Raw genomic sequence first — 22,984 nt, 5'->3', positions numbered from 1 at the left:
ACCCCGGCCCCCGCCCCTTCTCCCGGCTTCCGATCCTTCTCGCTTCCCGCTCGTCCGCCCCGTGCCCGGGGCCCAGCAGAGGAGACGTGACCCATGCCCGAGACCGCCGCCCGCTCCGCCCGCCGGATCCGCCGCTCCGTCCGCGCGGCCGACAGCGCCGCCCGTCAGACCGACCGGGCCAACGCCGCCGCCGCGCTCCAGCGCGCGCTCGACCGCCGCGACAACGGCGGCGTCACCGGTCACTGAGCCGCGTCGTCATCCCCCTGGCCGCCCTCCGCGCGGGCCGGACGGGTGACCTCGCTGTGCTGTTCCTTCTCGGCTCCGCTCCGCGTCACCTCGAAGCGGTCGATCCGGGCGCCGCTCTCGGCCAGCGCCGTCACCGTCAGCCGCGGGCGCCGGCCCGGCTCGGCCTCGACCGCCAGGAACGAGTAGCCCGTGAAGCGCACCCGCGACCACTCCACCGTCTCCTTGGCCTTCACCCGGCCCTTGGCCCAGTGGTAGCTGGCGACGTGGTCCACGTCCTTCACATGGTCCTCGTAGCTGTCCGGCACCGGGAAGTCGTAGAGCGACTTCCCGGCGCCGCCCGCGGTGACGTACACGATGCCGTCCCGCGAGGAGTCGACGGACTCGCCGATCGGCACCCGCTTCGCCACCCTGCCGCGCTTTATCGCGTCGGTCCGCTCGTAGACGTGGTTGTGGCCGTTGATCACCAGATCCACCTGGTGCTTCTCGAACAGCGGTACCCACAGGTCGCGCACCCCGCCGTCCGAGGCGTGGCCGTTGGTCGTGGAGAAGGCGCAGTGGTGGAAGAAGACCACGACGAAGTCGACGTCGCGCCGCTCGCGCAGCTCCCGCAGCCGCCGGTCGAGCCAGCGGGTCTGCCGGCCGCCGCTGTAGCCGGTGTTGGCGGTGATCTCGTACGAGATGTCGTTCGCGTCCAGCGCGACGACGCCCACGTTGCCGTAGACGAAGGAGTAGACGCCCGGCGAGTTCCGGGCGTCGAAGCCGTTGTCCGGCAGCGTCCAGCGGGCGCTCTGGCCGCCGTAGCCGTTGGGGGAGTACCAGGCCTCCATGTCGTGGTTGCCCGTGGTCACCATCCAGGGCACCCGCGAGGCCACGGTCTCGGTCTGGGCGAGGAACTGGTCCCACGTCCGGGCGTCGTAGACGTCCGTGGGCTTGCCGTTGCCGCTGTCGTCGGCGTAGCAGATGTCGCCCGCGTGGAGGTGGAAGACGGGGTTCTGACCGAGGATCAGCTGGTCGTTGGCGAGGGCGTGGTAGCTGACGCCCTGGTCGCCGAAGGCCGTGAAGACGAACCGCTCCGCGCGCTCGGGGGCCGTGCGGAACGTGCCGACCGTCGCGAAGTTGCGGGTGTCGGCGGGGTCGAAGCCGTCGTGGCCGACGCCGTAGTAGTAGGTCTGGCCGGGGGCCAGACCGTCCAGGGCGGCGTGGAGGTAGACCTGGTCGACCGCCGGGAGCTTCTTGTTCAGCGGCGGGGTGTGCAGCGTGCGGACCTCGGCGGGGATGCGCCGGCTGAGGTCCCAGGGCTTGAGGCCGACGCGGACGAACGGCCGCTTGACCGCGAACGGCACCTGCCAGGAGATCCGCATCTGCGTCCGCGGGTCGGACCCGAACGCCAGGTGCCGCCCGAACGGCGCGACGAGCGAGCCGTCGACCCTCGCGGTCGCCGGAGTGGTGATCAGCGTGGGGGTCAGGGGCCGCGCGGTGCCCCCGCCCCCGGCGAACGCCGCGGGGGCGCCCGCCCCCAGCAGACCGGTGCCGGCCGCCGCGCCGGCCGTCGCGGCGCTCGCCCGCAGCAGCCCGCGCCGGGTGAATCTGCCGCGCAGGTACTCGTGCTGCTCCGCCATCGTCATATCGCGCGCGAGACGGTCAGGGATGCCTACCCGTGGTGTGTCCATGCCGGAAAAAGTGCCAGGGATGGTCGACGCGGACACGTACTTTCGGTGAATGTGGCCTGTCCGGCTGGCAATGTGTCCATATCGCGGACAGAGTGTGTCATCCAGCGGGACACGGGAGTACGGTCCCGGTATGTCTCGCAGCATTCGTCTCGCAGTGATCCCCGGTGACGGCATCGGCCCCGAGGTCGTGGCCCAGGGCCTCAAGGTCCTCACGGCCGCGCTTCCTTCGGACGTCAAGCTGGAGACCCGGGAGTACGACCTCGGCGCCCGCCGCTGGCACGCCACCGGCGAGACCCTGCCGGACGCCGAGCTGGAATCCCTCAAGCAGCACGACGCGATCCTGCTGGGCGCGATCGGCGACCCGTCGGTGCCCTCCGGCGTCCTGGAGCGGGGGCTGCTGCTGAAGCTGCGCTTCGCCTTCGACCACTACGTCAATCTCCGTCCGTCGAAGCTGTTCCCCCACACGGCCAGCCCCCTCGCCGGCCGGCCCGAGATCGACTTCGTCGTCGTCCGCGAGGGCACCGAGGGCCCCTACACCGGCAACGGCGGCTCGCTGCGCACCGGCACCCCCGCCGAGGTCGCCACCGAGGTCAGCGTCAACACGGCCTACGGCGTGGAGCGCGTGGTCCGCGACGCCTACGAGCGCGCCCAGGCCCGCCCCCGCCGGAAGCTGACCCTCGTCCACAAGAACAACGTCCTCGTGCACGCCGGGCACCTCTGGAAGGGCGTCTTCGACCGCGTCGGCCGCGAGTACCCCGAGGTCACCACCGACTATCTGCACGTCGACGCCGCGACGATCTTCTTCGTCACCCAGCCCGAGCGCTTCGACGTCATCGTCACCGACAACCTCTTCGGCGACATCCTCACCGACCTCGCCGCCGCCGTCACCGGTGGAATCGGCCTCGCCGCCTCCGGCAACATCAACCCCACCGGGGCCTTCCCCTCGATGTTCGAGCCGGTCCACGGCTCCGCGCCCGACATCGCGGGCACCGGCAAGGCCGACCCGACCGCCACGGTCCTCTCGGTGGCGCTCCTGCTGCGCCACCTCGGGTACGAGGCGGAGGCGGCGCGCGTCGAGACGGCCGTCGCCGAGGACATCACCGGCCGCGGCAGCGCGGTACGCAGCACGGACCAGGTCGGCGACGCGCTCGTATCGCGCGTACTCGCATCCGTACAAACCGGCTGAAACCGGTCCGCGTTTTTGCGCGCGGCCGGATATCACCGTCGATTCCCGGCCGCGCGCACGTTTTCCGTCGGGCCCCTCACGAGCGATAATCGAACGTGGGGCCGCGAATGAGGCGAAGAAGCTCGGACGTCCCGGTGCCCCCGGGGCGACGTGAGCGCGGTCCGCCACATACCAAGGTGAAGGACACGCATTCATGACGACGCCCACGATCGAGCTCAAGCCCTCCTCGCACCCGCTGTCCGACGCGGAGCGCGAGCGGATCCTGGCGAACCCCGGGTTCGGCCGCCACTTCACCGACCACATGGTCACCATCAAGTGGACCGAGGGCCGCGGCTGGCACGACGCCCAGCTCACCCCGTACGCGCCGCTGTCCATCGACCCGGCCAACATGACCCTCCACTACGCGCAGGAGATCTTCGAGGGGCTCAAGGCCTACCGTCGCCCCGACGGCTCGGTCGCCACCTTCCGCCCCGACGCCAACGCCCGGCGCTTCCAGGCCTCCGCCCGCCGGCTCGCCATGCCCGAGCTGCCGGTCGAGACCTTCATCGAGGCCTGTGACGCCCTGGTCCGCCAGGACAAGGCATGGGTCCCGGAGCACGGCGGCGAGGCCTCCCTGTACCTGCGCCCCTTCATGATCGCGACCGAGGTCGGCCTGGGTGTGAAGCCCGCCAACGAGTACCTCTTCATCGTGATCGCCTCCCCGGCCGGCCCGTACTTCCCCGGTGGCGTCAAGCCCGTCTCCGTGTGGCTGTCCGAGAACTACGTCCGCGCCGTCCCCGGCGGCATCGGCTTCGCCAAGACCGGCGGCAACTACGCGGCCTCCCTGCTCGCCCAGGCCGAGGCGGCCGAGAAGGGCTGCGACCAGGTCGTCTGGCTGGACGCGCTGGAGCACAAGTGGGTCGAGGAAATGGGCGGCATGAACCTGTACTTCGTGTACGGGGGCCGCGACGGCGAGAAGCCCCGGATCGTCACGCCGGAGCTCACCGGCTCGCTGCTGGCCGGCGTCACCCGTGACTCACTGCTGACCATCGCCAAGGACCTCGGCTACGAGTCCGAGGAGGGCCGGATCTCCACCGACCAGTGGAAGCGCGACACCGAGAACGGCACCCTCACCGAGGTCTTCGCCTGTGGCACGGCCGCGGTGATCACCCCCGTCGGCCGGGTGAAGTCCGCGGGCGGCGAGTGGACCCAGTCGGGCGGCGAGCCCGGCGAGGTCACCATGAACCTCCGCAAGGCGCTGCTGGCGGTCCAGACCGGTGCCACCGAGGACGCCCACGGCTGGATGCACCCGCTGGGCTGAGACGGGCCGGGCTGAGACGGGCTCGCGTGCGGTGACCCGCTTGCGTGCGGTGGGGACATAACGCACGCAAGTCCATGCGATCGTTGCCGGCCGGACCCTTGTCCGAATCCGGGCCGTTCCGCCACCGTGTTCCCTCATGGGACAGGCACAGACACGGCACTGGAAGAAGATCTGGGTCGGCTCGGCCGGCAACATGGTCGAGTGGTTCGACTGGTTCGTCTACGCCAGCTTCGCCACCTACTTCGCGGGCTCCTTCTTCCCCGCGGGCAACGACACCGCCAAGCTCATGAACACCGCCGGCATCTTCGCCGTCGGCTTCTTCATGCGGCCCGTCGGCGGCTGGCTGCTGGGCCGCGTCGGCGACCGGCGCGGCCGCAAGGCGGCGCTCACCCTGACCGTCACCCTGATGTCGGCGTCCGCCGTGCTCATCGCCGTCGCCCCGACCTACGCGGTCGCCGGCTACGGCGGAGCCGCCGTCCTCCTCGTCGCCCGGCTGCTCCAGGGCCTGTCCGTCGGCGGTGAGTACGCGGCCAGCGCCACCTACCTCACCGAGGCCTCCGCGCCCGGCCGCCGAGGCTTCGCCTCCAGCTTCCAGTACGTCTCCATGACCGCCGGCCAGATCCTGGGCCTGGGGCTGCTGATCCTCCTCCAGCACACGCTCTCCAGCGCCGAACTCCACGACTGGGGCTGGCGCATCCCCTTCGCCGTGGGCGCGCTCGGCGCCGCCGTCATCTTCTACCTGCGGCGCAACATGCTGGAGACGGAGACCTACGCCGAGGCCGCCGAGGACGGCGACACGGAGGCGGCCGACCGGGGCACGATCCGGGCGCTCCTGCGGCACAAGCGCGAGGCGTTCCTCGTCATCGCCCTGACCATGGGCGGCACGGTCGCCTACTACACCTACACCACGTACCTGACGAAGTACCTCTCCAACACCGCGGGCCTGCCCAAGCAGACGGCGACGCTCGTCAGCTTCTGCGCGCTGATCGTCTTCGCCGCCCTCCAGCCGCTGGCGGGCGCGCTCTCGGACCGGATCGGCCGCCGGCCGCTGCTGATCACCTTCGCCGTGGGCTCCACCTTCCTGACCGTGCCGATCCTGACGATGCTCAAGCACGCGGGATCCTTCTGGCCGGCCCTCGGCCTGTCCCTGCTGGCGCTGGTGGTGGTCACCGGCTACACCTCGATCAACGCCTGTGTGAAGGCGGAGCTGTTCCCCACGGGCGTACGGTCCCTGGGCGTGGCCCTGCCCTACGCCATCGCCAACGCGCTCTTCGGCGGCACGGCCGAATACGTGGCCCTGTGGTTCAAGGACGCCGGCCTGGAATCCGGCTTCTACTGGTACGTCGCGGGCTGCGCGGCGGTCTCGCTCGTCGTCTACCTGACCATGCGCGAGACACGGGACACCGACCTGAGGCGCGTCGGGGCCACGCCCACGTCCCAGGAGCGCACGGAGACGGGTACGGACACAGTGCCCGCATCCTGAGACTCACCCGCATCGTGGACCGGACCTGTGGCAGTATGCCGCCATGCTCCCGTTCGCCATGATTATGGGCAACAGGCGCGCCGGTCCGCAGTGACCGCTCCCGTACCACCCGTACGGAGCGGACACCGTCGTCCCAGACCCGCGCGCAGACCTCTCGCACCCGCGAGAGGTTTTTGCGTTTCCGGCCCACCTCGCCGGACGGCGCAGGGCGCGGGCCCACCGGGGGACGGTGGAACCGGTCATCCCGGCAGACCGACATCCTCACAGGAGTCAGACCAGCAATGACGGACGCAACCGACGGCCGCGAGCCCCTCGAACCCGCCGCCCCCGTCGACGACGCCTTCCACGTCTTCGACACCACGCTGCGCGACGGCGCGCAGCGTGAGGGCATCAACCTCACCGTCGCGGACAAGCTCACCATCGCCCGCCACCTGGACGACTTCGGCGTCGGCTTCATCGAGGGCGGCTGGCCGGGCGCCAACCCCCGCGACACCGAGTTCTTCCAGCGCGCCCGTGCGGAGATCGCCTTCCGGCACGCCCGGCTCGTCGCCTTCGGCGCCACCCGCAAGGCGGGCGTGCGCGCCGAGGACGACCGGCAGGTCGCCGCCCTCCTGGACTCCGGGGCCCCCGTCGTCACCCTCGTCGCCAAGTCGCACGACCGGCACGTGGAACTCGCCCTGCGCACCACCCTGGACGAGAACCTCGCGATGGTGCGCGACACGGTCGCGTACCTGCGCTCGCACGGCCGCCGCGTCTTCGTCGACTGCGAGCACTTCTTCGACGGCTACCGCGCCAACCCCGGCTACGCCACCCAGGTCGTGCGCACCGCCCACGAGGCCGGTGCCGACGTCGTCGTCCTGTGCGACACCAACGGCGGCATGCTGCCCGCCCAGATCGAGGCCGTCGTCCGGACGGTGCTCGCCGACACCGGCGCGCGCCTGGGCATCCACGCGCAGGACGACACCGGTTGCGCCGTCGCCAACACCCTCGCCGCGGTGGACGCCGGCGCCACCCACGTCCAGTGCACGGCCAACGGCTACGGGGAGCGCGTCGGCAACGCCAACCTCTTCCCGGTCGTCGCCGCCCTGGAGATCAAGTACGACCGGCGGGTGCTGCCGCCCGGCAAGCTGGCCGAGACGACCCGGATCTCGCACGCCATCGCCGAGGTCGTCAACCTCACGCCGTCCACGCATCAGCCGTACGTGGGGGTCTCCGCCTTCGCCCACAAGGCCGGGCTGCACGCCTCGGCGATCAAGGTGGACCCGGACCTCTACCAGCACATCGACCCCGAGCGGGTCGGCAACACCATGCGGATGCTCGTCTCCGACATGGCCGGCCGCGCCTCCATCGAGCTCAAGGGCAAGGAGCTCGGCGTCGACCTCGGCGGCGACCGCGAGCTGGTCGGGCGCGTCGTCGCGCGGGTCAAGGAGCGCGAGCTGGCGGGCTACACGTACGAGGCCGCCGACGCCTCCTTCGAGCTGCTGCTCCGCCAGGAGATCGAGGGCCGGGCGCGGCGCTACTACCGCGTGGAGTCCTGGCGCGCCATCGCCGAGGACCGCCCGGACGGCACCCACGCCAACGAGGCGACCGTGAAGCTGTGGGCGAAGGGCGAGCGCATCGTCGCCACGGCCGAGGGCAACGGCCCGGTCGACGCCCTCGACCGGGCGCTGCGGGTGGCGCTGGAGCGCATCTACCCCCAGCTGGCCGGCATCCGGCTGACCGACTACAAGGTCCGCATCCTGGAGGGCAACCTGGGCACGGGCTCGACGACCCGGGTCCTGGTCTCCACGAGCGACGAGAGCGGCGAGTGGTCCACGGTCGGCGTGGCGGAAAACGTCATCGCGGCGTCGTGGCAGGCCCTGGACGACGCGTACGCGTACGGCTTGCGGCGTGCGGGCGTGGACCCGCAGGAGTAAACCCGTTTGTGGGCAATCGTTCCGCAGGGCGGAACGGGTGGGCACAAACCGGCCCACCGGCAGTAACCACCCCGGGGTTCCGGGGCGGAGCCCCGGTTTCGGGAAGGGGCGGGTCAGGGGAAAGAGACCCCCAGCCCCGCCCCCAGCAAGTCGAACGCCCGGTCCGCATCCGCATGCGCTTCGACCAGCGCATCGCCGATCGCCCGCCCTTCGGCAAGCTTCCGCCAATTCTCCTGCGCCAACCGCTGATGCACGGTGATGATCTGCGCCGCCGCGAGCCCGGCGATCAGCGCGTCGCGCCCGTCGTCGCCACCGCCCGTCTCCACCAGCGCCCCCGCCAGCAGCTCCTCATCCCGCTCGGCGTAGCGGACGAGGCGCGCGAGCAGGCTCGGCGTCCCGTAGAGCATGTCGTTGAACGCCCGTACGACCGGGTGGTCGTTGAGGCCCGTGACGGGATCGTGGGCGTCCAGGCGCGCGTGGTAGTGCGCGCGGAGCGCGCCCAGCGGGGACTGGCCGGCCGCCCTGCCGGCGACGACGCGCGCCGCCTCGCCCTGATGGTCCGCGATGCGGTGCAGCGCCAGGTCCTCCTTGGCCGGGAAGTAGCGGAAGAGCGTCGGCTTGGACACCTCCACCGCCGCCGCGACGTCCGCGACGGACACCTGGTCGAAGCCGTGTTTCAGGAACAGCTCGATGGCCGTGTCGGACAGCGCCTGGCGCGTGCGCTGCTTCTTCCGCTCCCGCAGTCCCGTCTCATCGGTCACGGAGTCACTCTAGCAGGTGACGTTACCCAGAATCTTTTGTTACCCGGTTGCATTTTCTCGCGAGTGGCCCTTTCATGGACACATGACTCCGACAGACGTAGCGACGGACGTACCGACAGACGTATCGACAGGCGTACTGATCGTGGGCGCCGGCCCCACCGGCCTCACCCTCGCCTGCTCGCTCGCCCGCAGCGGCGTGGCCGTCCGCATCATCGACAAGTCCCCGGAATTCCACCGCTCTTCCCGCGGCAAGGGCCTCAACCAGCGCAGCCGCGAGCTCTTCGACGACCTCGGGGTGGGGGAGCGGGCGGCGGCGTCCGGCGCGGAGCGCATCACCCTGCGCAAATACCGCGACGGCGTCGCCGTGGCGGATCACGTCGCCTTCGAGGACCGGGTCCCCACGCCCGACACCCCCTACGCCACCGGCCTGCTCATCCCCCAGTGGCGCACGGAGGAGATCCTGCGGGAGCGGCTCGCCGGCCACGGCGTCCAGGTCGAACTCGGCTGTGAGCTGGCCGGCTTCACCGAGGACGAGGGCGGCGTCGTGGCGACGCTCGCCGACGGCCGGCGGATCACGGCGTCCTATCTCGTGGGCTGCGACGGCGGCCACAGCCCCGTGCGCAAGGCGCTGGGCGTGGTCTTCGAGGGGAAGACCGACGCCGAGGAGAGCATGGTGGTCGGCGACGTCCGCGCCGACGGGCTCGACCCCGCCTACTGGCACCAGTGGTTCGACGAGGACGCGGCCCTGATGCTCTGCCCCTTCCCGGGCAGCGCGCACTGGCAGTTGCAGGGCTCGCCCGAGCGCGACGCCGACGGGCGGCTCGTGCCGCCGTCGCTGGAGTCCTTCCAACGGCTCTTCGACCGGTGTGCCCGGATACCGGGCGTGCGGCTGACCGACCCCACCTGGTTCTCCGTCTACCGCGTCAACGTCCGGATGGCCGACCGCTTCCGTGTCGGGCGGGTCCTCCTCGCCGGGGACGCGGCCCATGTCCACTCGATCGCCGGGGGCCTGGGGATGAACACCGGCATCCAGGACGCCTTCAACCTGGGCTGGAAACTGGCCTTCGTGATACGCGGCCTGGCCGGTCCGGGGCTGCTGGACACCTACGAGGAGGAGCGGCTGCCGGTCGCGGCGTGGACGCTCGACCTCACGAACGAGCGGCTGCGCGCGGTCCTGAAGGGCGTCCGGGAGGCGGGCGTCGGCACGGAGGTCGTGGTCACCGACGACATCACCACGCTGGGCGTCGGCTACGGCTGGGGCTCGCTGGCGTGGGGTGGCCCCAAGGCGGGGGAGCGGGCGCCCGACGCGCCCTGCCGGGACGCCGTGACCGGCGCGGAGACACGGCTCTTCGAGGTCTTCGCCGGGCCGCGCTTCACCCTCTTCGGTGTCGGGCCGGCGAGCGCGGAGGCGCTTGCGGAGGCGCGCGCGGAGGCGGGGGAGAAGTACGCGGGGATGCTGACCGTGTGCCACGTCGACGACCACGAGGGACATGTGCGACGGGCGTACGGGATCGAGGGCGACGGGCTCGTGCTGGTACGGCCCGACAACCACATAGCCCTGAGCGTGGCGGCGGACCGAGGCGCCGAGGTCATGGACCGTCTGGCGCGCCTCGGTCGCTGATCCGCACGGAGGTCAGGCCTGGGAGGCGGCGGTCTTCACGGCGGAGATGTCGAAGGTGAGCTTCACCTTGTCGCTGACCATGACACCGCCGGCCTCCAGGGCCGCGTTCCAGGTCAGGCCCCAGTCGGAGCGCAGGATCTCGGCGCCGCCCTCGAAGCCGACGCGCTCGTTGCCGTAGACGTCCGTGGCCGAGCCGTTGAACTCCAGGTCGATGGAGAGGGGGCGGGTGACGTCCTTGATGGTGAGGTCGCCGGTGATCCGGTAGCGGTCGCCGCCCACGCGCTCGGCGGCGGTGGAGCGGAAGGTCATCAGGGGGAACCGCTCGGCGTCGAAGAAGTCGCCGCTCAGCAGGTGGCCGTCGCGGTCCTTGATGCCGGTGTCGACGCTGTCGATCCGGATGTCGAGCTCGGCGGTGGAGCGGGAGGGGGCGGCGCCGTCCAGGTGGAGGGTGCCCTCGTGCTGGAGGAAGGAGCCCTTGACGTTGGTGACCATCGCGTGGCGCACGGTGAAGCCGATGCTGCTGTGGGCGGCGTCGATGGTGTAGTCGCCGGTCAGCGCGGCGAGAGCCGGGTCGGTGTCGAGGACGGCGGTGGCGGTGGCGGCAGCGGTGTCCCGCTTGCGGGTGAAGAGGCCCATGACTGCTCCTTGGGTTCGAGACGGGAGGCGGTTGAATGTTGTTTAACGTTCAACGATGTCGACGATAGCGCGATCTGGTTCAACGTTCAACATCTAGGAAAGGGGAATTTCGGCCGGAAGCCCCACGCGGGCGTCATTGCCTCCCACGCGCCCCCGTGCCACCGTGTGCGCCGTGCCGTCGTCCACTCCCGCATGGACCCGCCGCGGCTTCCTCGCCACCACCCTGGCCGCCACCACCCTCGGCGCCCTCGGCCTGGGCGCCGCGCCCCCCGCAGCCGTGGCCGCCGGCCCGGACGGCGACTTCGCCGGGCCGCGCCGCCGCTGGCTGGAGCTGACCCTCGGCACCGGCTTCGACCCCGCCGCCGAGCCCTACGCCACCGTCCTGCGCCGCACCGGGGAGCAGGCCCGCGCCCATTGCGCGAGCATGCGCCCCGCCGCCGGCTCGCTCTGGCCCGACGCGCCCTTCGACCCGCCCGCCGGGATCACCCGCAGCTACGCCCGGCTGTTCACCATGGCCCAGGCCCACGCCCAGCCCGGCACGGGCCTCACCGGGGACCCCGCACTCGCCGCCGGCGTCCTCGCCGGGCTCGACCACCTCCACGAGCGCGTCTACCACCCCGGGACCGTCCGTTACGGGAACTGGTGGGAGTGGCAGATCGGCAGCCCCCGGCTGCTGCTGGACACGGCCGCCCTCCTCCACGACGCGGTGGGCCCGGCCCGGCGCGCCCGGCTGCTGGCCGCCGTCGACTACTTCGTCCCCGACTCGGCGATCGGCCCCTACACGGGCACCAGCACCGGCGCCAACCGTGTCGACCTGTGCCGGGTCGTGGCCCTGCGGGGCGTCCTGGGGGAGGACGCCGCCAAGGTCGCCCTCGCCCGCGACGCCCTCTCCCCGGTCTTCCCCCTTGTCCTCAAGGGCGACGGGCTCTACGCCGACGGCTCGTTCATCCAGCACACCTGGGTGGCCTACTCCGGCACCTACGGCTGTGTGCTGCTCGACGGGCTCGGCCGGCTCTTCGCCCTGCTGCGCGGCTCGCGCTGGGAGATCACCGACCCCAGCCGGCGGGTCATCCACGACAGCGTGGAGAACGCCTTCGCGCCACTGATCCACAACGGTCTGGTGATGGACTGCGTCTCCGGCCGCGCCATCAGCAGGGGCGTCCAGGCTGCCGACCGGGACGCGCCCGTCCAGAGCGACCACCAGCGCGGCCACGTCCTCATCGCCGCCATCGCCCTGCTCGCGGCGGACGTGGGCCCGGCCGATCGGGAGCGACTGCACGGCATGATCAAGGGCTGGATCGCCCGGGACACCACCAGCCCGGTGCTGACCGACCCCCAGTTCGGCGGGGCCGACCTCGCCCGCCTCGCCGCGATCGCCGCCGGGCCCGCGCCCGCCGCCCCCGAGCCCGTGGGCCACCGCCTCTTCGCCGCCATGGACCGGGCCGTCCACCGCCGCCCCGGCTGGGCCGCCGCCGTCGCCATGGCCTCCGACCGCGTCACCCACTACGAGAACGGCAACGGCGAGAACCCGCGCGGCTGGCACACCGGCGCCGGAATGCTCACCTGGTGGGGCGCCGGTCACGGCGGCGACCAGTACACCGACGCCTTCTGGCCCACCGTCGACCCCTACCGGCTGCCCGGCACCACCGTCTCGGCCGTCCCCCTCGCCGACAACCAGGGCGGCGGCTGGGGAGCCCCCAGACCGGCGGTGCGCTGGGTCGGCGGCGTCACCGACGGCGAGTACGCGGCCGTCGGGCAGCACCTCAAAGGGCTCGGCTCCACCCTGGAGGCCCGCAAGTCCTGGTTCTTCGCGGACGACGCCGTCATCTGTCTCGGCGCCGGGATCACCGCCCGGGACGGCACCGACGTCGAGACCGTCGTCGACAACCGCAACCTCGGCGCCGCCGGCACCCCCGCCCTCACCGTGGACGGCGAGACGCAGCCCGGCCACGACGGGTGGACCGAGTCCTTCGACCGCGCCCACTGGGTCCACCTCGCCGGGCACGGCGGCTATGTCTTCCCCGGCGGGGCCCCGCTCACGGTTCTGCGCGAGACCCGCACCGGAGCCTGGCGCGACATCAACGCCGACGGCTCGCCCACCCCCCTCACCCGGCGCTACCTCACCCTCCTGCGCCCTCATGGCATCGACCCCGAGGACGCCTGCCACGTCCACCTCCTGATGCCAGGCGCGAGCCCCGGCACCCTCGCCGACCGCGCCGCCGACCCCGGCTGGCTCACCGTCCTCGCCAACACCCCGGACCTCCAGGCCGTCCACATCCCCTCCCTGGGGCTGACCGCCGTCAACTTCTGGGCCCCCGGCACCGCCGGGCCGCTGACCGCCGATGCCCCCGCCTCCGTACTTCTGCGCCACAATGGGCCCACCGCGACCCTCCATGTCGCGGGTCCCCTGCGCACCGGTGATCCCATCGGGCTCATATGGCATTACCCTGTGAGGAACGTCACATCGCAGGATCCCGCTGTGGAGGTGTTGGAAGTGGGGTCCCTGGTGCGGCTGAGGATCCGGCCCGGCACCGCCTGCGCCCCGCACGGCTGCCGGCTGGCGCTCCCGCCCGCCCGCCGGTCCGGGTGAAGATCCCTGGTCAAGACGCCCGGATGACGGCAGGGCCGGGCCATATTTGTGGGGTGTTCACAGCGTGGGACCCGCCATCGCGCCGGGGGAGCTGATAAGACCCCTGCGCCGTTCTGTGCCGCCTGCCCACGAAAACACGCGCGACGTTGTGTGGAACCGACATGATGTTCCAGGGGGCCCGCCACGTACCGTCTTTCCATGAGCAATCTCGAAGGTGCGCCCGTAGAGGCGAGTGACGTCCGTGGGCGCGTCGCCGAGCTGCACGCCATCCGCGAGCAGGTCCGGCGAGGTCCGAGCGAGCGGGCGACCCAGGCGCAGAAGGCCAAGGGGAAGCTGACCGCTCGCGAGCGCATTGAACTTCTGCTCGACGAGGGCTCCTTCACCGAGGTGGAGCCGCTGCGGCGGCACCGCGCCACCGGGTTCGGGCTGGAGGCCAAGCGCCCGTACACCGATGGTGTGATCACCGGGTGGGGAACCGTGCACGGCCGGACGGTGTTCGTCTACGCGCACGACTTCCGGATCTTCGGCGGCGCGCTGGGCGAGGCCCACGCCACCAAGATCCACAAGATCATGGACAAGGCCATCGCGGCCGGTGCCCCGCTGGTCTCCCTGAACGACGGCGCCGGCGCCCGGATCCAGGAGGGCGTCTCGGCGCTGGCCGGCTACGGCGGCATCTTCCAGCGCAACACCAAGGCCTCCGGCGTCATCCCGCAGATAAGCGTGATGCTCGGCCCCTGCGCGGGCGGCGCCGCCTACTCCCCGGCGCTCACGGACTTCGTCTTCATGGTCCGCGACACCTCCCAGATGTTCATCACCGGCCCCGACGTCGTGCGCGCGGTCACCGGCGAGGAGATCACCCAGAACGGCCTCGGCGGCGCGGACGTCCACGCCGAGACCTCCGGCGTGGCCCACTTCGCCTACGACGACGAGGAGACCTGCCTGGAGGAGGTCCGCTACCTCCTCTCGCTGCTCCCGCAGAACAACCGCGAGAACCCGCCCCGCGTGGAGAGCGAGGACCCCGCCGACCGGCTCGGCGAGGCCCTGCTGGACCTGGTCCCCGCCGACGGCAACCGCCCGTACGACATGCGCAAGGTGATCGAGGAGATCGTCGACGACGGCGAGTACCTGGAGATCCACGAGCGCTGGGCGACCAACATCATCTGCGCCCTGTCCCGGCTGGACGGTCGGGTCGTCGGCATCGTCGCCAACCAGCCGCAGTCCCTCGCGGGCGTGCTCGACATCGAGGCGTCGGAGAAGGCCGCACGGTTCATCCAGATGTGCGACGCCTTCAACATCCCGATCATCACTCTTTTGGACGTACCCGGCTTCCTTCCGGGTGTGGACCAGGAGCACGGTGGGATCATCCGGCACGGTGCGAAGCTGCTGTACGCCTACTGCAACGCCACCGTGCCCAGGATCTCGGTGATCCTGCGCAAGGCCTACGGCGGTGCGTACATCGTGATGGACTCGCAGTCGATCGGCGCGGACCTCACCTACGCCTGGCCCACGAACGAGATCGCGGTCATGGGCGCCGAGGGCGCGGCCAATGTCATCTTCCGCAAGCAGATCGCGGAGGCGGACGACCCCGAGGCCATGCGCGCCCGCATGGTCAAGGAGTACAAGGCCGAGCTCATGCACCCGTACTACGCGGCCGAGCGCGGCCTGGTCGACGACGTGATCGACCCCGTCGAGACCCGGTCGGTGCTGATCCGGTCGCTGGCGATGCTCGCCAACAAGCACGCGGACCTGCCGGCGCGCAAGCACGGCAACCCGCCCCAGTAAGCCGTCCCGTACTTCAGCAATCGGAGACACTCGCATGAACGACACGCTCGTACGCGTCGAGAAGGGCACGGCCGACGCCGAGGAACTGGCCGCCGTCACCGCCGTCCTCCTCGCCCGTGCCGCCGCCGGCAACAACGCCGCCGCCCCCGTCCGTCCCCGCCGCACCACGGCCCCCTGGCGCCGCCTGGAGCGCAGCTCCGGCTTCAGAGCGCCGCACAGCTGGCAGGGCTGACGACACCCGCGCACACACGCGTAGGGCCCCTCACCGTCCGGTGAGGGGCCCTACGCGTTCGGTGAGCGGTGCCGGGAACGCGAAGAGGTCCCCGCACTCCCTGAAGGAGTGCGGGGACCTCTTCGCATCCGAACTAGCGGAGCCGCGCCATCAGCGCGTGCTCGACGAGCGTGATGAGGGCGCTCTTCGCCTCGTTGCGGTGCCGGGCGTCCGTGGTGATGATCGGCGCGTCCGGGCCGATCTGGAGGGCCTCGCGGACCTCCTCCGGCGTGTACGGCTGGTGTCCGTCGAAGCCGTTGAGGGCGATGACGAAGGGGAGGCCGCTGTTCTCGAAGTAGTCGACCGCGGGGAAGCAGTCGGCGAGACGGCGGGTGTCGACGAGGACGACGGCGCCGATGGCGCCGCGGACCAGGTCGTCCCACATGAACCAGAAGCGGTCCTGACCCGGCGTACCGAAGAGGTAGAGGATCAGGTCCTGGTCCAGGGTGATACGGCCGAAGTCCATGGCCACGGTGGTCGTGGTCTTGTCCGGCGCGTGGGTCAGGTCGTCGATCCCCGCCGAGGCGGAGGTCATCACGGCTTCGGTGCGCAGCGGGTTGATCTCCGAGACCGCGCCGACGAACGTGGTCTTGCCCACGCCGAAGCCACCCGCGACCACGATCTTCGCGGAGGTGGTGGAGCGGGCTGCCTCGCCGCTAGAGGTTCCGAAGTCCACTGAGCACCCTTTCGAGCAGTGTCACGTCAGGCTGACCGCCGGCGGACGCATCGCCGCCGGGCTGATGAATGGCGACGAGTCCGGCCTCCGCCAGATCGGCGACGAGGATTCGGGCGACGCCGAGCGGAATGGAGAGGAGTGCCGAGATCTCGGCGACCGACTTGATCTCTCGGCACAGATGGCAGATGCGCTGGTGTTCCGGCAACTGCCCCTGGAGCTGGGACGGCTGGGCCGTGGTGTGCACCAGCGCCTCGATGGCGAGCTGGTACCGCGGCCTGGTCCGGCCGCCGGTCATCGCATAGGGACGGACCAGCGGGTTGTGCTTGCCGCCGCCCGAGGGGGACGACGACGCGCGCCGGTGCTGCTGGGGCGGAGGCGGTACGTGCGCGGCGCGCTGCTGCTCCGGCATGGCGTGGTGGCTTGGCGAGGAGGGGAAGTCGAAGCGGTTCAACGGGGGTTGAGCCTGCTGGTCACTGCCATACGGGTAACCGCCGGGGGGCGTTGCCACGTTTCCTCCTCCAACTTGCCTGTCTGCTGCCGGTCGCGCCACCGCACCCTACGGCGCGGTGGCGCGAAACGCACTGCCTCTTGATTAGTTGAGAAGGCTCCCCTGGAGTTCGGACCGGAGTTCGGGGGTGAGGACGTTGCCCGCCCGGTCCACCAGAAGGGCCATCTCGTAGCCCACGAGGCCGATGTCGCACTCCGGGTGGGCCAGCACCGCCAGCGCGGAGCCGTCCGAGACGGACATGATGAAGAGGAAGCCGCGCTCCATCTCCACCACGGTCTGGTTGACCGGGCCGCCCTCGAAGATGCGGGAGGCACCGGCGGTCAGAGAGGTCAGGCCGGAGGCGACCGCCGCCAGCTGGTCGGCGCGGTCCCGCGGGAAGCCTTCGGACATCGCCAGAAGGAGTCCGTCGGCGGAGACCACGACGGTGTGGGACACCCCTGGGGTGTTGTCCACGAAACTGGTGATCAACCAGTTCAGGTTCTGCGCCGCCTGGCTCATCGGGCTCACACTAACGCTCCTGATCGTAGGTGCCGCCGGGGCCGAAGCCCTGGTCGTGTTGCTGATGCTGCTGATGCGCGGTGTCCGTCGGATGCTCCGAGGAGTCCGCTCCGCGCTCGCGTCCCTGCTGGATGCCCCGGCGCAGGTTGGCCAACCTGCCGCGGACGTCCTCCGGGGCGCGGGAGACCTGGGGGCCCGTCTGCGTGGTCTGTTCCGCCTTGCCCTCGACCAGATTGGCCTTGGGGACCCGGCGGGGGAGACCGGAGGGGGTCACGCCGCCGGCCTTCGGCTCCTTGAGCTGCCCGGCACGCTGCCAGCGCTCGTCGTTGGCCGACTTCCAGTCGGAGTTGGCGCCCTCCGCGGACCGCGGTGGGACCTCCTGCTGGGGCTGCTCCGGTTCTGCGCCGTCCCTCGTGGCCTCCTCGCCCGTCCCGTCCTGCTGCCACCGCTTGTCGCGGCGCGGCAGACCGGACCCGGTCAGCGAGGGGGAGCCGCTCGAGGCGGGGCCCGGACGGTCGAACTCTACGCGCTCCGGCTGGGCCGTGTCAGCGGACGGCCGGGATTCCGGTTCCGCTGCGTAACCCTGCCCGTACTCATGCTGGTACGGACCTGGCCCGGTCCACTGCCCTTGCTGACCGGGGGCGTAGGGGTCGCCGTAGGTCTGCTGGTCCGGTACCGCCGGATCCGCGTAGGCGGATTCCGGGTAGCCCATCCCGTCGAACTGCCGCGGAGCCTGGGGCTCCATGGATATCGGCTCCTGCGGCTGCGCGTGCTGCGGCTGCTGGAACGCCTCGGGCTGCCCGAACGGATCCGGCTGCGTGAACGGGTCCGGCTGAGCGAAGGCGTCCGGCTGCGGGAAGCCCTGCTGCTGCGGCACCTCGTCGCGGAAGAGCGGACGGTCGTCGCCGCCCTGCCCCAGCGTCGCGCGGCGCTGGTCCCGCATCAGCCCGCGGCCCACCGGGTCCATCGCCGCACCGGAACCGGGGACGTCGGGGCGCGCCTCGTAGCGGGAGTCGTCGAAGCCGAGCTCGGCCGCGGTCGGGCCGTGGCCCACCGGTGCCTGCTGCATCATCGGCGCCTGCTGCTGGGGGACCATCTCGGAGACCGTGAAGTCGTCCTGGACCTGGTCCTCGCCACCGCCACCGTGGGTGATGGCGTCCGGCAGCATCACCAGCGAGGTGGTGCCCGCCTGCTCGCCCGAGGGGCGCAGCTGGACCCGGATGTCGTGACGGGACGCCAGGCGGCCGACCACGAACAGACCCATGCGCTGGGCGATCGCGACGTCCACGGTCGGCGGGTTGGCCAGCCGGTGGTTGATGTCGGCGAAGTCCTCGGCGGTCAGGCCGATGCCCTTGTCGTGGATCTCGACCATCACACGGCCGTCGGGGAGACGGGTGGCGGTGACGCGCACCTTGGTGTGCGGGGAGGAGAACGACGTGGCGTTCTCCAGCAGCTCCGCGAGGAGGTGCACGAGGTCGGTCACGGCCCGGCCGTGGATCTCGGCCTCGGGCAGGCCGCTGAGCTCGATGCGCTCGTACGCCTCCACCTCGGAGGTGGCTGCCCGGAGCACGTCCACCAGCGGGATCGGCTGGTCCCAGCGGCGGCCGGGCTCCTCGCCCGCGAGGATGAGGAGGTTCTCGCCGTTGCGCCGCATACGGGTGGCCAGGTGGTCCAGGCGGAAGAGGTTCTCCAGCTGGTCCGGGTCGGCCTCGTTGTTCTCCAGGTCGGTGATGAGGTCCAGCTGGCCCTCGATCAGCTTCTGGTTGCGGCGCGACAGGTTGGTGAAGATCGCGTTGACGTTGCCCCGCAGACCCGCCTGCTCGGCGGCGAGCCGCACGGCCTCGCGGTGGACCTGGTCGAAGGCGCGGGCGACCTCGCCGATCTCGTCACCGGTGGTGATCGGGATCGGCTCGACCCGGGTGTCGACCTGACCGGGCTCGGTCCGCGAGAGCTGGTCGACCAGCGCCGGCAGGCGCTGCTCGGCCACCTCGAAGGCGGCGGCACGGAGCTTGCGCATGCTGCGGCTCATGCCGCGGGCCATCCGGCCGGCGACGAAGAACGCGATCAGCAGGGCGAGGACCATGATCGAGGAGTTGACGATCGCGTCCTGTGTGGCCTGGGACGCGACGCTCTCCGCCTCGTCCACGGCCTTGTCGATCTGGTGCTCCTCGACCGTGCGGTACGCGCTGAACTTCGCGGTGGAGGCCTGGAGCCACGCCTCGGGCGTGACGCCCTTGGCCCTCAGCTGGGCCGGGGTGGCGCCGGACATGATGGCGGCGGCCATCTTGTCCTGCTCCTCGACCTGGGCCTCGGTGGTCAGCGCGGCCTGGAGCCGCTTGATGTCGTCCTCGGTACCGCCCTGCTCGTACTCGCCGCGGGCGATGTACTCGAGGAAGTTGTAGGAGGAGAAGGCCGTCTGGAGGGTCTTCTGGTTGGCGGCGTCACCGGGCTTGATCAGCAGGTGGGCGCCGATGGAGCGCTGGAGCGACTCGGCGGCCTTCGCCAGGGAGACCGCGTAGACCATGCGGCCGTACGAGGTGACGTTGCCCGTGCCCAGGCCCAGTTCATTGGTGAAGGCCATGAGGGGACGCTGGATGGCGCCGTAGCCGTCCTCGGTCTTCGCGCCCTCCAGGGCAGGCGTGTACGCGGCCGAACGCAGCTTGGGCAGCGTCGGCTCGGCGTCCCGCACGGCCTTCAGACGGCGCTTGAGGCTCGGGGTGTCCGGCATCTTCTTGACGGCCGCGTCGAACTCGGCGCGCGCGGTGTCCGTCGTCGCCCGTGCCTTCTTGACGTTCGCGTCGTCGGTCTGGCCCTCGAGCAACGGCTTGGCGCTGATGTCGCGCTCGTCGATCACGGCGTGCGCATAGGTGGCCGCCGCCCGCACCAGACGCGCGGTGTTCGCCGCGTCCGCCGCCTCGCTCCAGGTGTCGACGCGGCTCTTCACATCGAGACCGCCGAAGACCAGGGCCACGAGGACCGGGATCAGGAGGATCGCGTTCAGGCGGACCGGCACACGCCAGTTGCGGGGCGAGAATCTGCTGCCGCTGCCCTTGGGCGCGGCGGGGGAATCGGGCATGTCGGAAGGCGGCACCGCTGTGCGCGACGGCGGGGTGAAGTTGCCCCGCGCGTCCCGCGTCTGCTGCGCGGCGCCCGTCTTTCTTCGCCTCACTCGACCAACAACCTCTCGGCGTCGGCACCTGCTGCTGTGCCGTTCGTCTGCTGAGCCGTGACTGCTCAGTCCGGGAATTCCAGCACGTTGGACAGGTGCAATCCAAACAACGGACAGAGCCCATGAAGGCCGCGATTTGCCCGACATAAAACGGGCATTAAGGCCGAGCCACGCCAAATGGCGGGCGGGCCGTGCGCGGAGCGCGATCGGCCGGACGCGACGAGTGGTCGCGTCCGGCCGATTCTCTGTCGAAACGTTATGAACTCCGAAGTGCGCGCGTGGTCAATGCCACAACTTACGCACCGTCACAGCCGTTGCCGGGGCGGCGCTATTTCAGCCGGGCCATCAGCGCGTGCTCCACGAGCGTGATCAGAGCGCTCTTCGCCTCGTGCCGGTGCCGCGCGTCGGTCGTGATGATCGGAGTGTCCGGGCCGATCTGGAGAGCCTCGCGAACCTCTTCGGGACCATAGGGCTGCGCTCCGTCGAAGCCGTTGAGGGCGACGACGAAGGGCAGGCCGCTGTTCTCGAAGTAGTCGACCGCGGGGAAGCAGTCGGCGAGACGGCGGGTGTCGACCAGGACGACGGCGCCGATGGCACCGCGGACCAGGTCGTCCCACATGAACCAGAAGCGGTCCTGACCCGGCGTACCGAACAGATACAGGATCAGGTCGTCATCGAGGGTGATTCGACCGAAATCCATCGCCACGGTGGTCGTGGTCTTGTCCTGGACGTGGCTCAGGTCGTCGATCCCCGCCGAGGCGGAGGTCATCACGGCTTCGGTGCGCAGCGGACTGATCTCCGAGACCGCGCCGACGAACGTGGTCTTGCCCACGCCGAAGCCGCCCGCCACCACGATCTTCGCGGACGTGGTGGAGCGGCCGACGCCTCCGCTAGAGCTTCCGAAGTCCACTGAGAACCCTTTCGAGCAGTGTCACATCCGGCGTACCGCCGGACTCCCCGCCGCCCGGCTGGTGGATCGCCACCATGCCGGCCTCCGCCAGGTCGGCCACCAGGATGCGGGCCACACCGAGCGGCATGTTCAGCAGCGCGGAGACCTCCGCGACCGACTTCACCTCGCGGCACAGGTGGCAGATCCGCTGGTGCTCGGGGAGCAGCCCGCCGAGGTGGGCCGGGTCGGCCGTGGAGCTGACCAGCGCCTCGATGGCGAGCTGGTAGCGCGGCCGGGTCCGGCCTCCCGTCATGGCGTACGGGCGGATCAGCGGCTGGTCGTCCTCTTCTTCCCCGTACGGCGCATCGTATGAAGCGCCGTACGGGCCGGGCGAGACGGGCGGGGTCATGAATCCTCCGGACGGGACAGCAGGATGGCAATGATGCCGTCGTGTGGCGGCCGGTGGGGGGTTTTCGGCCGTACGGTCGGACGGAAATCGCGGTGTGCGGTGGTCAGTTCAGCAGGCTTCCCTGGAGCTCGGCCCGCAGATCGGGGGTGAGCACATTGCCCGCCCGGTCGACGAGGAGCGCCATCTCGTAGCCCACGAGGCCGATGTCGCACTCCGGGTGCGCCAGCACCGCCAGCGCGGAGCCGTCGGAGACCGACATGATGAAGAGGAAGCCGCGCTCCATCTCCACCACGGTCTGGTTGACCGTGCCCCCCTCGAAGATGCGGGAGGCACCGGCCGTCAGCGAGGTCAGGCCGGACGCCACCGCCGCCAACTGGTCGGCGCGGTCGCGCGGAAAGCCTTCGGACATCGCCAGAAGAAGTCCATCGGCGGAGACCACCACCGTGTGCGACACCCCCGGGGTGTTGCTCACGAAGTTGGTGATCAACCAGTTCAGATTCTGCGCCGCCTGGCTCATCGGACTCAACTAACGCTCCTGCTGGTAAGTGGGGCCAACATTGGTACTGCCGGTGGTCGGGCCGTTGCCGGCCTGACGTCCCTGCTGGATGCCCCGGCGGAGATTGGTCAGCCGGCCGCGCACGTCGTCGGGGGCGCGCGAGACCTGCGGACCGGTCGAGGGGGACTGCTGCTCGGCGGTGCCCTCGACGAGGTTGGCACGCGGGACGCGCACCGGAAGCCCCGAGGAGGTGATCCCGCCCGCCGCCGGCTCGCGGACCGCCTCGGCCCGGCGCCAGCGCTCGTCGTTGGGGGAGTCCCAGGCGCCCTGGGAGGCTCCGTCGCCCGGCGCGGCCGGCTGCGGCCGCTCGGAGTCGGCCGGCTGGACGGGCACGCCCGTCGCCGGGGTCTCGCCGCGGAACCAGTTCGACTCCAGCTCCTCGAAGAGCGGGGACCGGCCGACGGCCGGCTGCTCGAACTGACCGGTCGTGCTGGTCAGCGGGTCGTCCTCGACGGCCGGCCGGGCGAACTGGCCCGTGGTGCCGGACACATCGGCGGCCGGCTGCTCGAACCGGCCCGTGCCACCGGTCGCCAGGGCGTCCGGGGCGGGACGGGCGTACTCGCCGCTCGTGCTGCCCGGAGCCTCACCGGGTGCGCCGGCGCCGGGGAGCGCGAACTCGCCCGTGCCGGACCGCGGCCGGCCCGACGCGTCGAGCGCGCCGAACTGCGCGGTGTCACCGGGACCGGCGGCCGGCGCCTGCGCGGCGTCGGCGGGCGCGGCGATCTGGCCGGTGTGCCCGTCCGGACGGCCGCCCCGGTGGGTGTCCGTCGCGGGGACCGGCGGGAACTGCGCGGTGTCGCCGCGGCCGCCGCCGGTG

At 71.2% G+C, this 22,984-nt stretch carries 19 protein-coding genes and 1 pseudogene; 9 read left to right on the top strand and 11 right to left on the bottom strand.

Translation table 11 applies throughout. The features are described 5' to 3' along the window. The first annotated feature begins 93 nt into the window (after positions 1–93). Positions 94–246: a hypothetical protein gene (locus K6I33_RS11315; RefSeq protein WP_229350527.1), complete on the top strand. Its 153-nt coding sequence runs from the start codon at positions 94–96 to the stop codon at positions 244–246. Here K6I33_RS11315 and K6I33_RS11310 read toward each other — a convergent pair. After that, a complete protein-coding gene (locus K6I33_RS11310) occupies positions 240–1,916 on the bottom strand; it encodes a metallophosphoesterase family protein (RefSeq protein WP_229350525.1) in 1,677 nt (558 codons plus the stop codon). The genes K6I33_RS11315 and K6I33_RS11310 overlap by 7 nt on opposite strands. A 130-nt stretch (positions 1,917–2,046) precedes the next feature. Between K6I33_RS11310 and K6I33_RS11305 the strand changes: the two genes are divergently transcribed. From K6I33_RS11305 to cimA, 4 genes are all read left to right on the top strand, one after another. Further along, positions 2,047–3,102, top strand: a complete 1,056-nt coding sequence (locus K6I33_RS11305; RefSeq protein WP_229350523.1) for a 3-isopropylmalate dehydrogenase — start codon at positions 2,047–2,049, stop codon at positions 3,100–3,102. A gap of 193 nt (positions 3,103–3,295) precedes the next feature. Then, positions 3,296–4,402 (top strand): branched-chain amino acid aminotransferase, encoded by a 1,107-nt coding sequence (locus tag K6I33_RS11300; protein ID WP_229350521.1) that lies wholly within the window; start codon positions 3,296–3,298, stop codon positions 4,400–4,402. 136 nt (positions 4,403–4,538) lie between these two features. Then, entirely contained in the window at positions 4,539–5,885 is a 1,347-nt protein-coding gene (locus K6I33_RS11295) for an MFS transporter (RefSeq protein WP_229350519.1), read from the top strand. Between the two features lie 281 nt (positions 5,886–6,166). After that, complete coding sequence (gene cimA, locus K6I33_RS11290; protein WP_229350517.1) at positions 6,167–7,801, top strand: citramalate synthase; 1,635 nt, start codon at positions 6,167–6,169, stop codon at positions 7,799–7,801. 113 nt (positions 7,802–7,914) lie between these two features. Here the strand turns inward: cimA and K6I33_RS11285 are convergent, their stop codons facing one another. Beyond that, a complete protein-coding gene (locus K6I33_RS11285; RefSeq protein WP_229350515.1) occupies positions 7,915–8,562 on the bottom strand; it encodes a TetR/AcrR family transcriptional regulator in 648 nt (215 codons plus the stop codon). Positions 8,563–8,644: 82 nt separating this feature from the next. On the opposite strand from K6I33_RS11285, the gene K6I33_RS11280 reads away from it, so the two are divergent. Beyond that, positions 8,645–10,183: an FAD-dependent monooxygenase gene (locus K6I33_RS11280; protein ID WP_229350513.1), complete on the top strand. Its 1,539-nt coding sequence runs from the start codon at positions 8,645–8,647 to the stop codon at positions 10,181–10,183. A gap of 12 nt (positions 10,184–10,195) precedes the next feature. Here the strand turns inward: K6I33_RS11280 and K6I33_RS11275 are convergent, their stop codons facing one another. After that, positions 10,196–10,819, bottom strand: coding sequence for a YceI family protein (locus K6I33_RS11275; protein WP_229350511.1), 624 nt, complete (start codon positions 10,817–10,819; stop codon positions 10,196–10,198). A gap of 163 nt (positions 10,820–10,982) precedes the next feature. Between K6I33_RS11275 and K6I33_RS11270 the strand changes: the two genes are divergently transcribed. From K6I33_RS11270 to K6I33_RS11260, 3 genes are all read left to right on the top strand, one after another. Then, positions 10,983–13,409, top strand: coding sequence for a polysaccharide lyase 8 family protein (locus tag K6I33_RS11270; protein ID WP_374284067.1), 2,427 nt, complete (start codon positions 10,983–10,985; stop codon positions 13,407–13,409). A 198-nt stretch (positions 13,410–13,607) separates the two neighbouring features. Beyond that, complete coding sequence (locus tag K6I33_RS11265) at positions 13,608–15,191, top strand: acyl-CoA carboxylase subunit beta (protein WP_229350509.1); 1,584 nt, start codon at positions 13,608–13,610, stop codon at positions 15,189–15,191. 34 nt (positions 15,192–15,225) lie between these two features. Continuing rightward, positions 15,226–15,423: an acyl-CoA carboxylase subunit epsilon gene (locus K6I33_RS11260; protein WP_229350507.1), complete on the top strand. Its 198-nt coding sequence runs from the start codon at positions 15,226–15,228 to the stop codon at positions 15,421–15,423. Positions 15,424–15,556: 133 nt separating this feature from the next. Here the strand turns inward: K6I33_RS11260 and K6I33_RS11255 are convergent, their stop codons facing one another. The 8 genes and pseudogenes from K6I33_RS11255 to K6I33_RS11220 form a co-directional block, all read right to left on the bottom strand. Continuing rightward, the gene (locus tag K6I33_RS11255) at positions 15,557–16,138 is read right to left on the bottom strand and encodes an ATP/GTP-binding protein (protein ID WP_099201035.1); all 582 of its coding nucleotides are present in this window, start codon (positions 16,136–16,138) and stop codon (positions 15,557–15,559) included. Continuing rightward, positions 16,119–16,646 (bottom strand): DUF742 domain-containing protein, encoded by a 528-nt coding sequence (locus K6I33_RS11250; protein ID WP_229350504.1) that lies wholly within the window; start codon positions 16,644–16,646, stop codon positions 16,119–16,121. The genes K6I33_RS11255 and K6I33_RS11250 overlap by 20 nt, the downstream gene beginning before the upstream one ends. A gap of 84 nt (positions 16,647–16,730) precedes the next feature. Continuing rightward, complete coding sequence (locus K6I33_RS11245; RefSeq protein ID WP_126918236.1) at positions 16,731–17,144, bottom strand: roadblock/LC7 domain-containing protein; 414 nt, start codon at positions 17,142–17,144, stop codon at positions 16,731–16,733. A gap of 10 nt (positions 17,145–17,154) precedes the next feature. Continuing rightward, positions 17,155–20,313: a nitrate- and nitrite sensing domain-containing protein gene (locus K6I33_RS11240; protein WP_374284059.1), complete on the bottom strand. Its 3,159-nt coding sequence runs from the start codon at positions 20,311–20,313 to the stop codon at positions 17,155–17,157. A gap of 328 nt (positions 20,314–20,641) precedes the next feature. Next, entirely contained in the window at positions 20,642–21,223 is a 582-nt protein-coding gene (locus K6I33_RS11235; protein WP_229350500.1) for an ATP/GTP-binding protein, read from the bottom strand. Beyond that, positions 21,204–21,611 carry a DUF742 domain-containing protein gene (locus K6I33_RS11230; protein ID WP_229350498.1) on the bottom strand — a complete coding sequence of 136 codons (408 nt, stop codon included), beginning with the start codon at positions 21,609–21,611 and terminating at the stop codon, positions 21,204–21,206. Before K6I33_RS11230 ends, K6I33_RS11235 begins: the two co-directional genes overlap by 20 nt. 103 nt (positions 21,612–21,714) lie before the next feature. Next, complete coding sequence (locus K6I33_RS11225; protein WP_229350529.1) at positions 21,715–22,128, bottom strand: roadblock/LC7 domain-containing protein; 414 nt, start codon at positions 22,126–22,128, stop codon at positions 21,715–21,717. A 9-nt stretch (positions 22,129–22,137) separates the two neighbouring features. Continuing rightward, positions 22,138–22,984, bottom strand: a pseudogene (locus K6I33_RS11220) (hypothetical protein); the annotation flags it as partial.

The sequence above is a fragment of the Streptomyces sp. UNOB3_S3 genome (genome assembly GCF_020740895.1).
Taxonomy (GTDB): domain Bacteria; phylum Actinomycetota; class Actinomycetes; order Streptomycetales; family Streptomycetaceae; genus Streptomyces.
The sequence above is the reverse complement of the archived record's forward strand: the minus strand, read 5'-3'. Positions and strand labels throughout refer to the sequence as shown.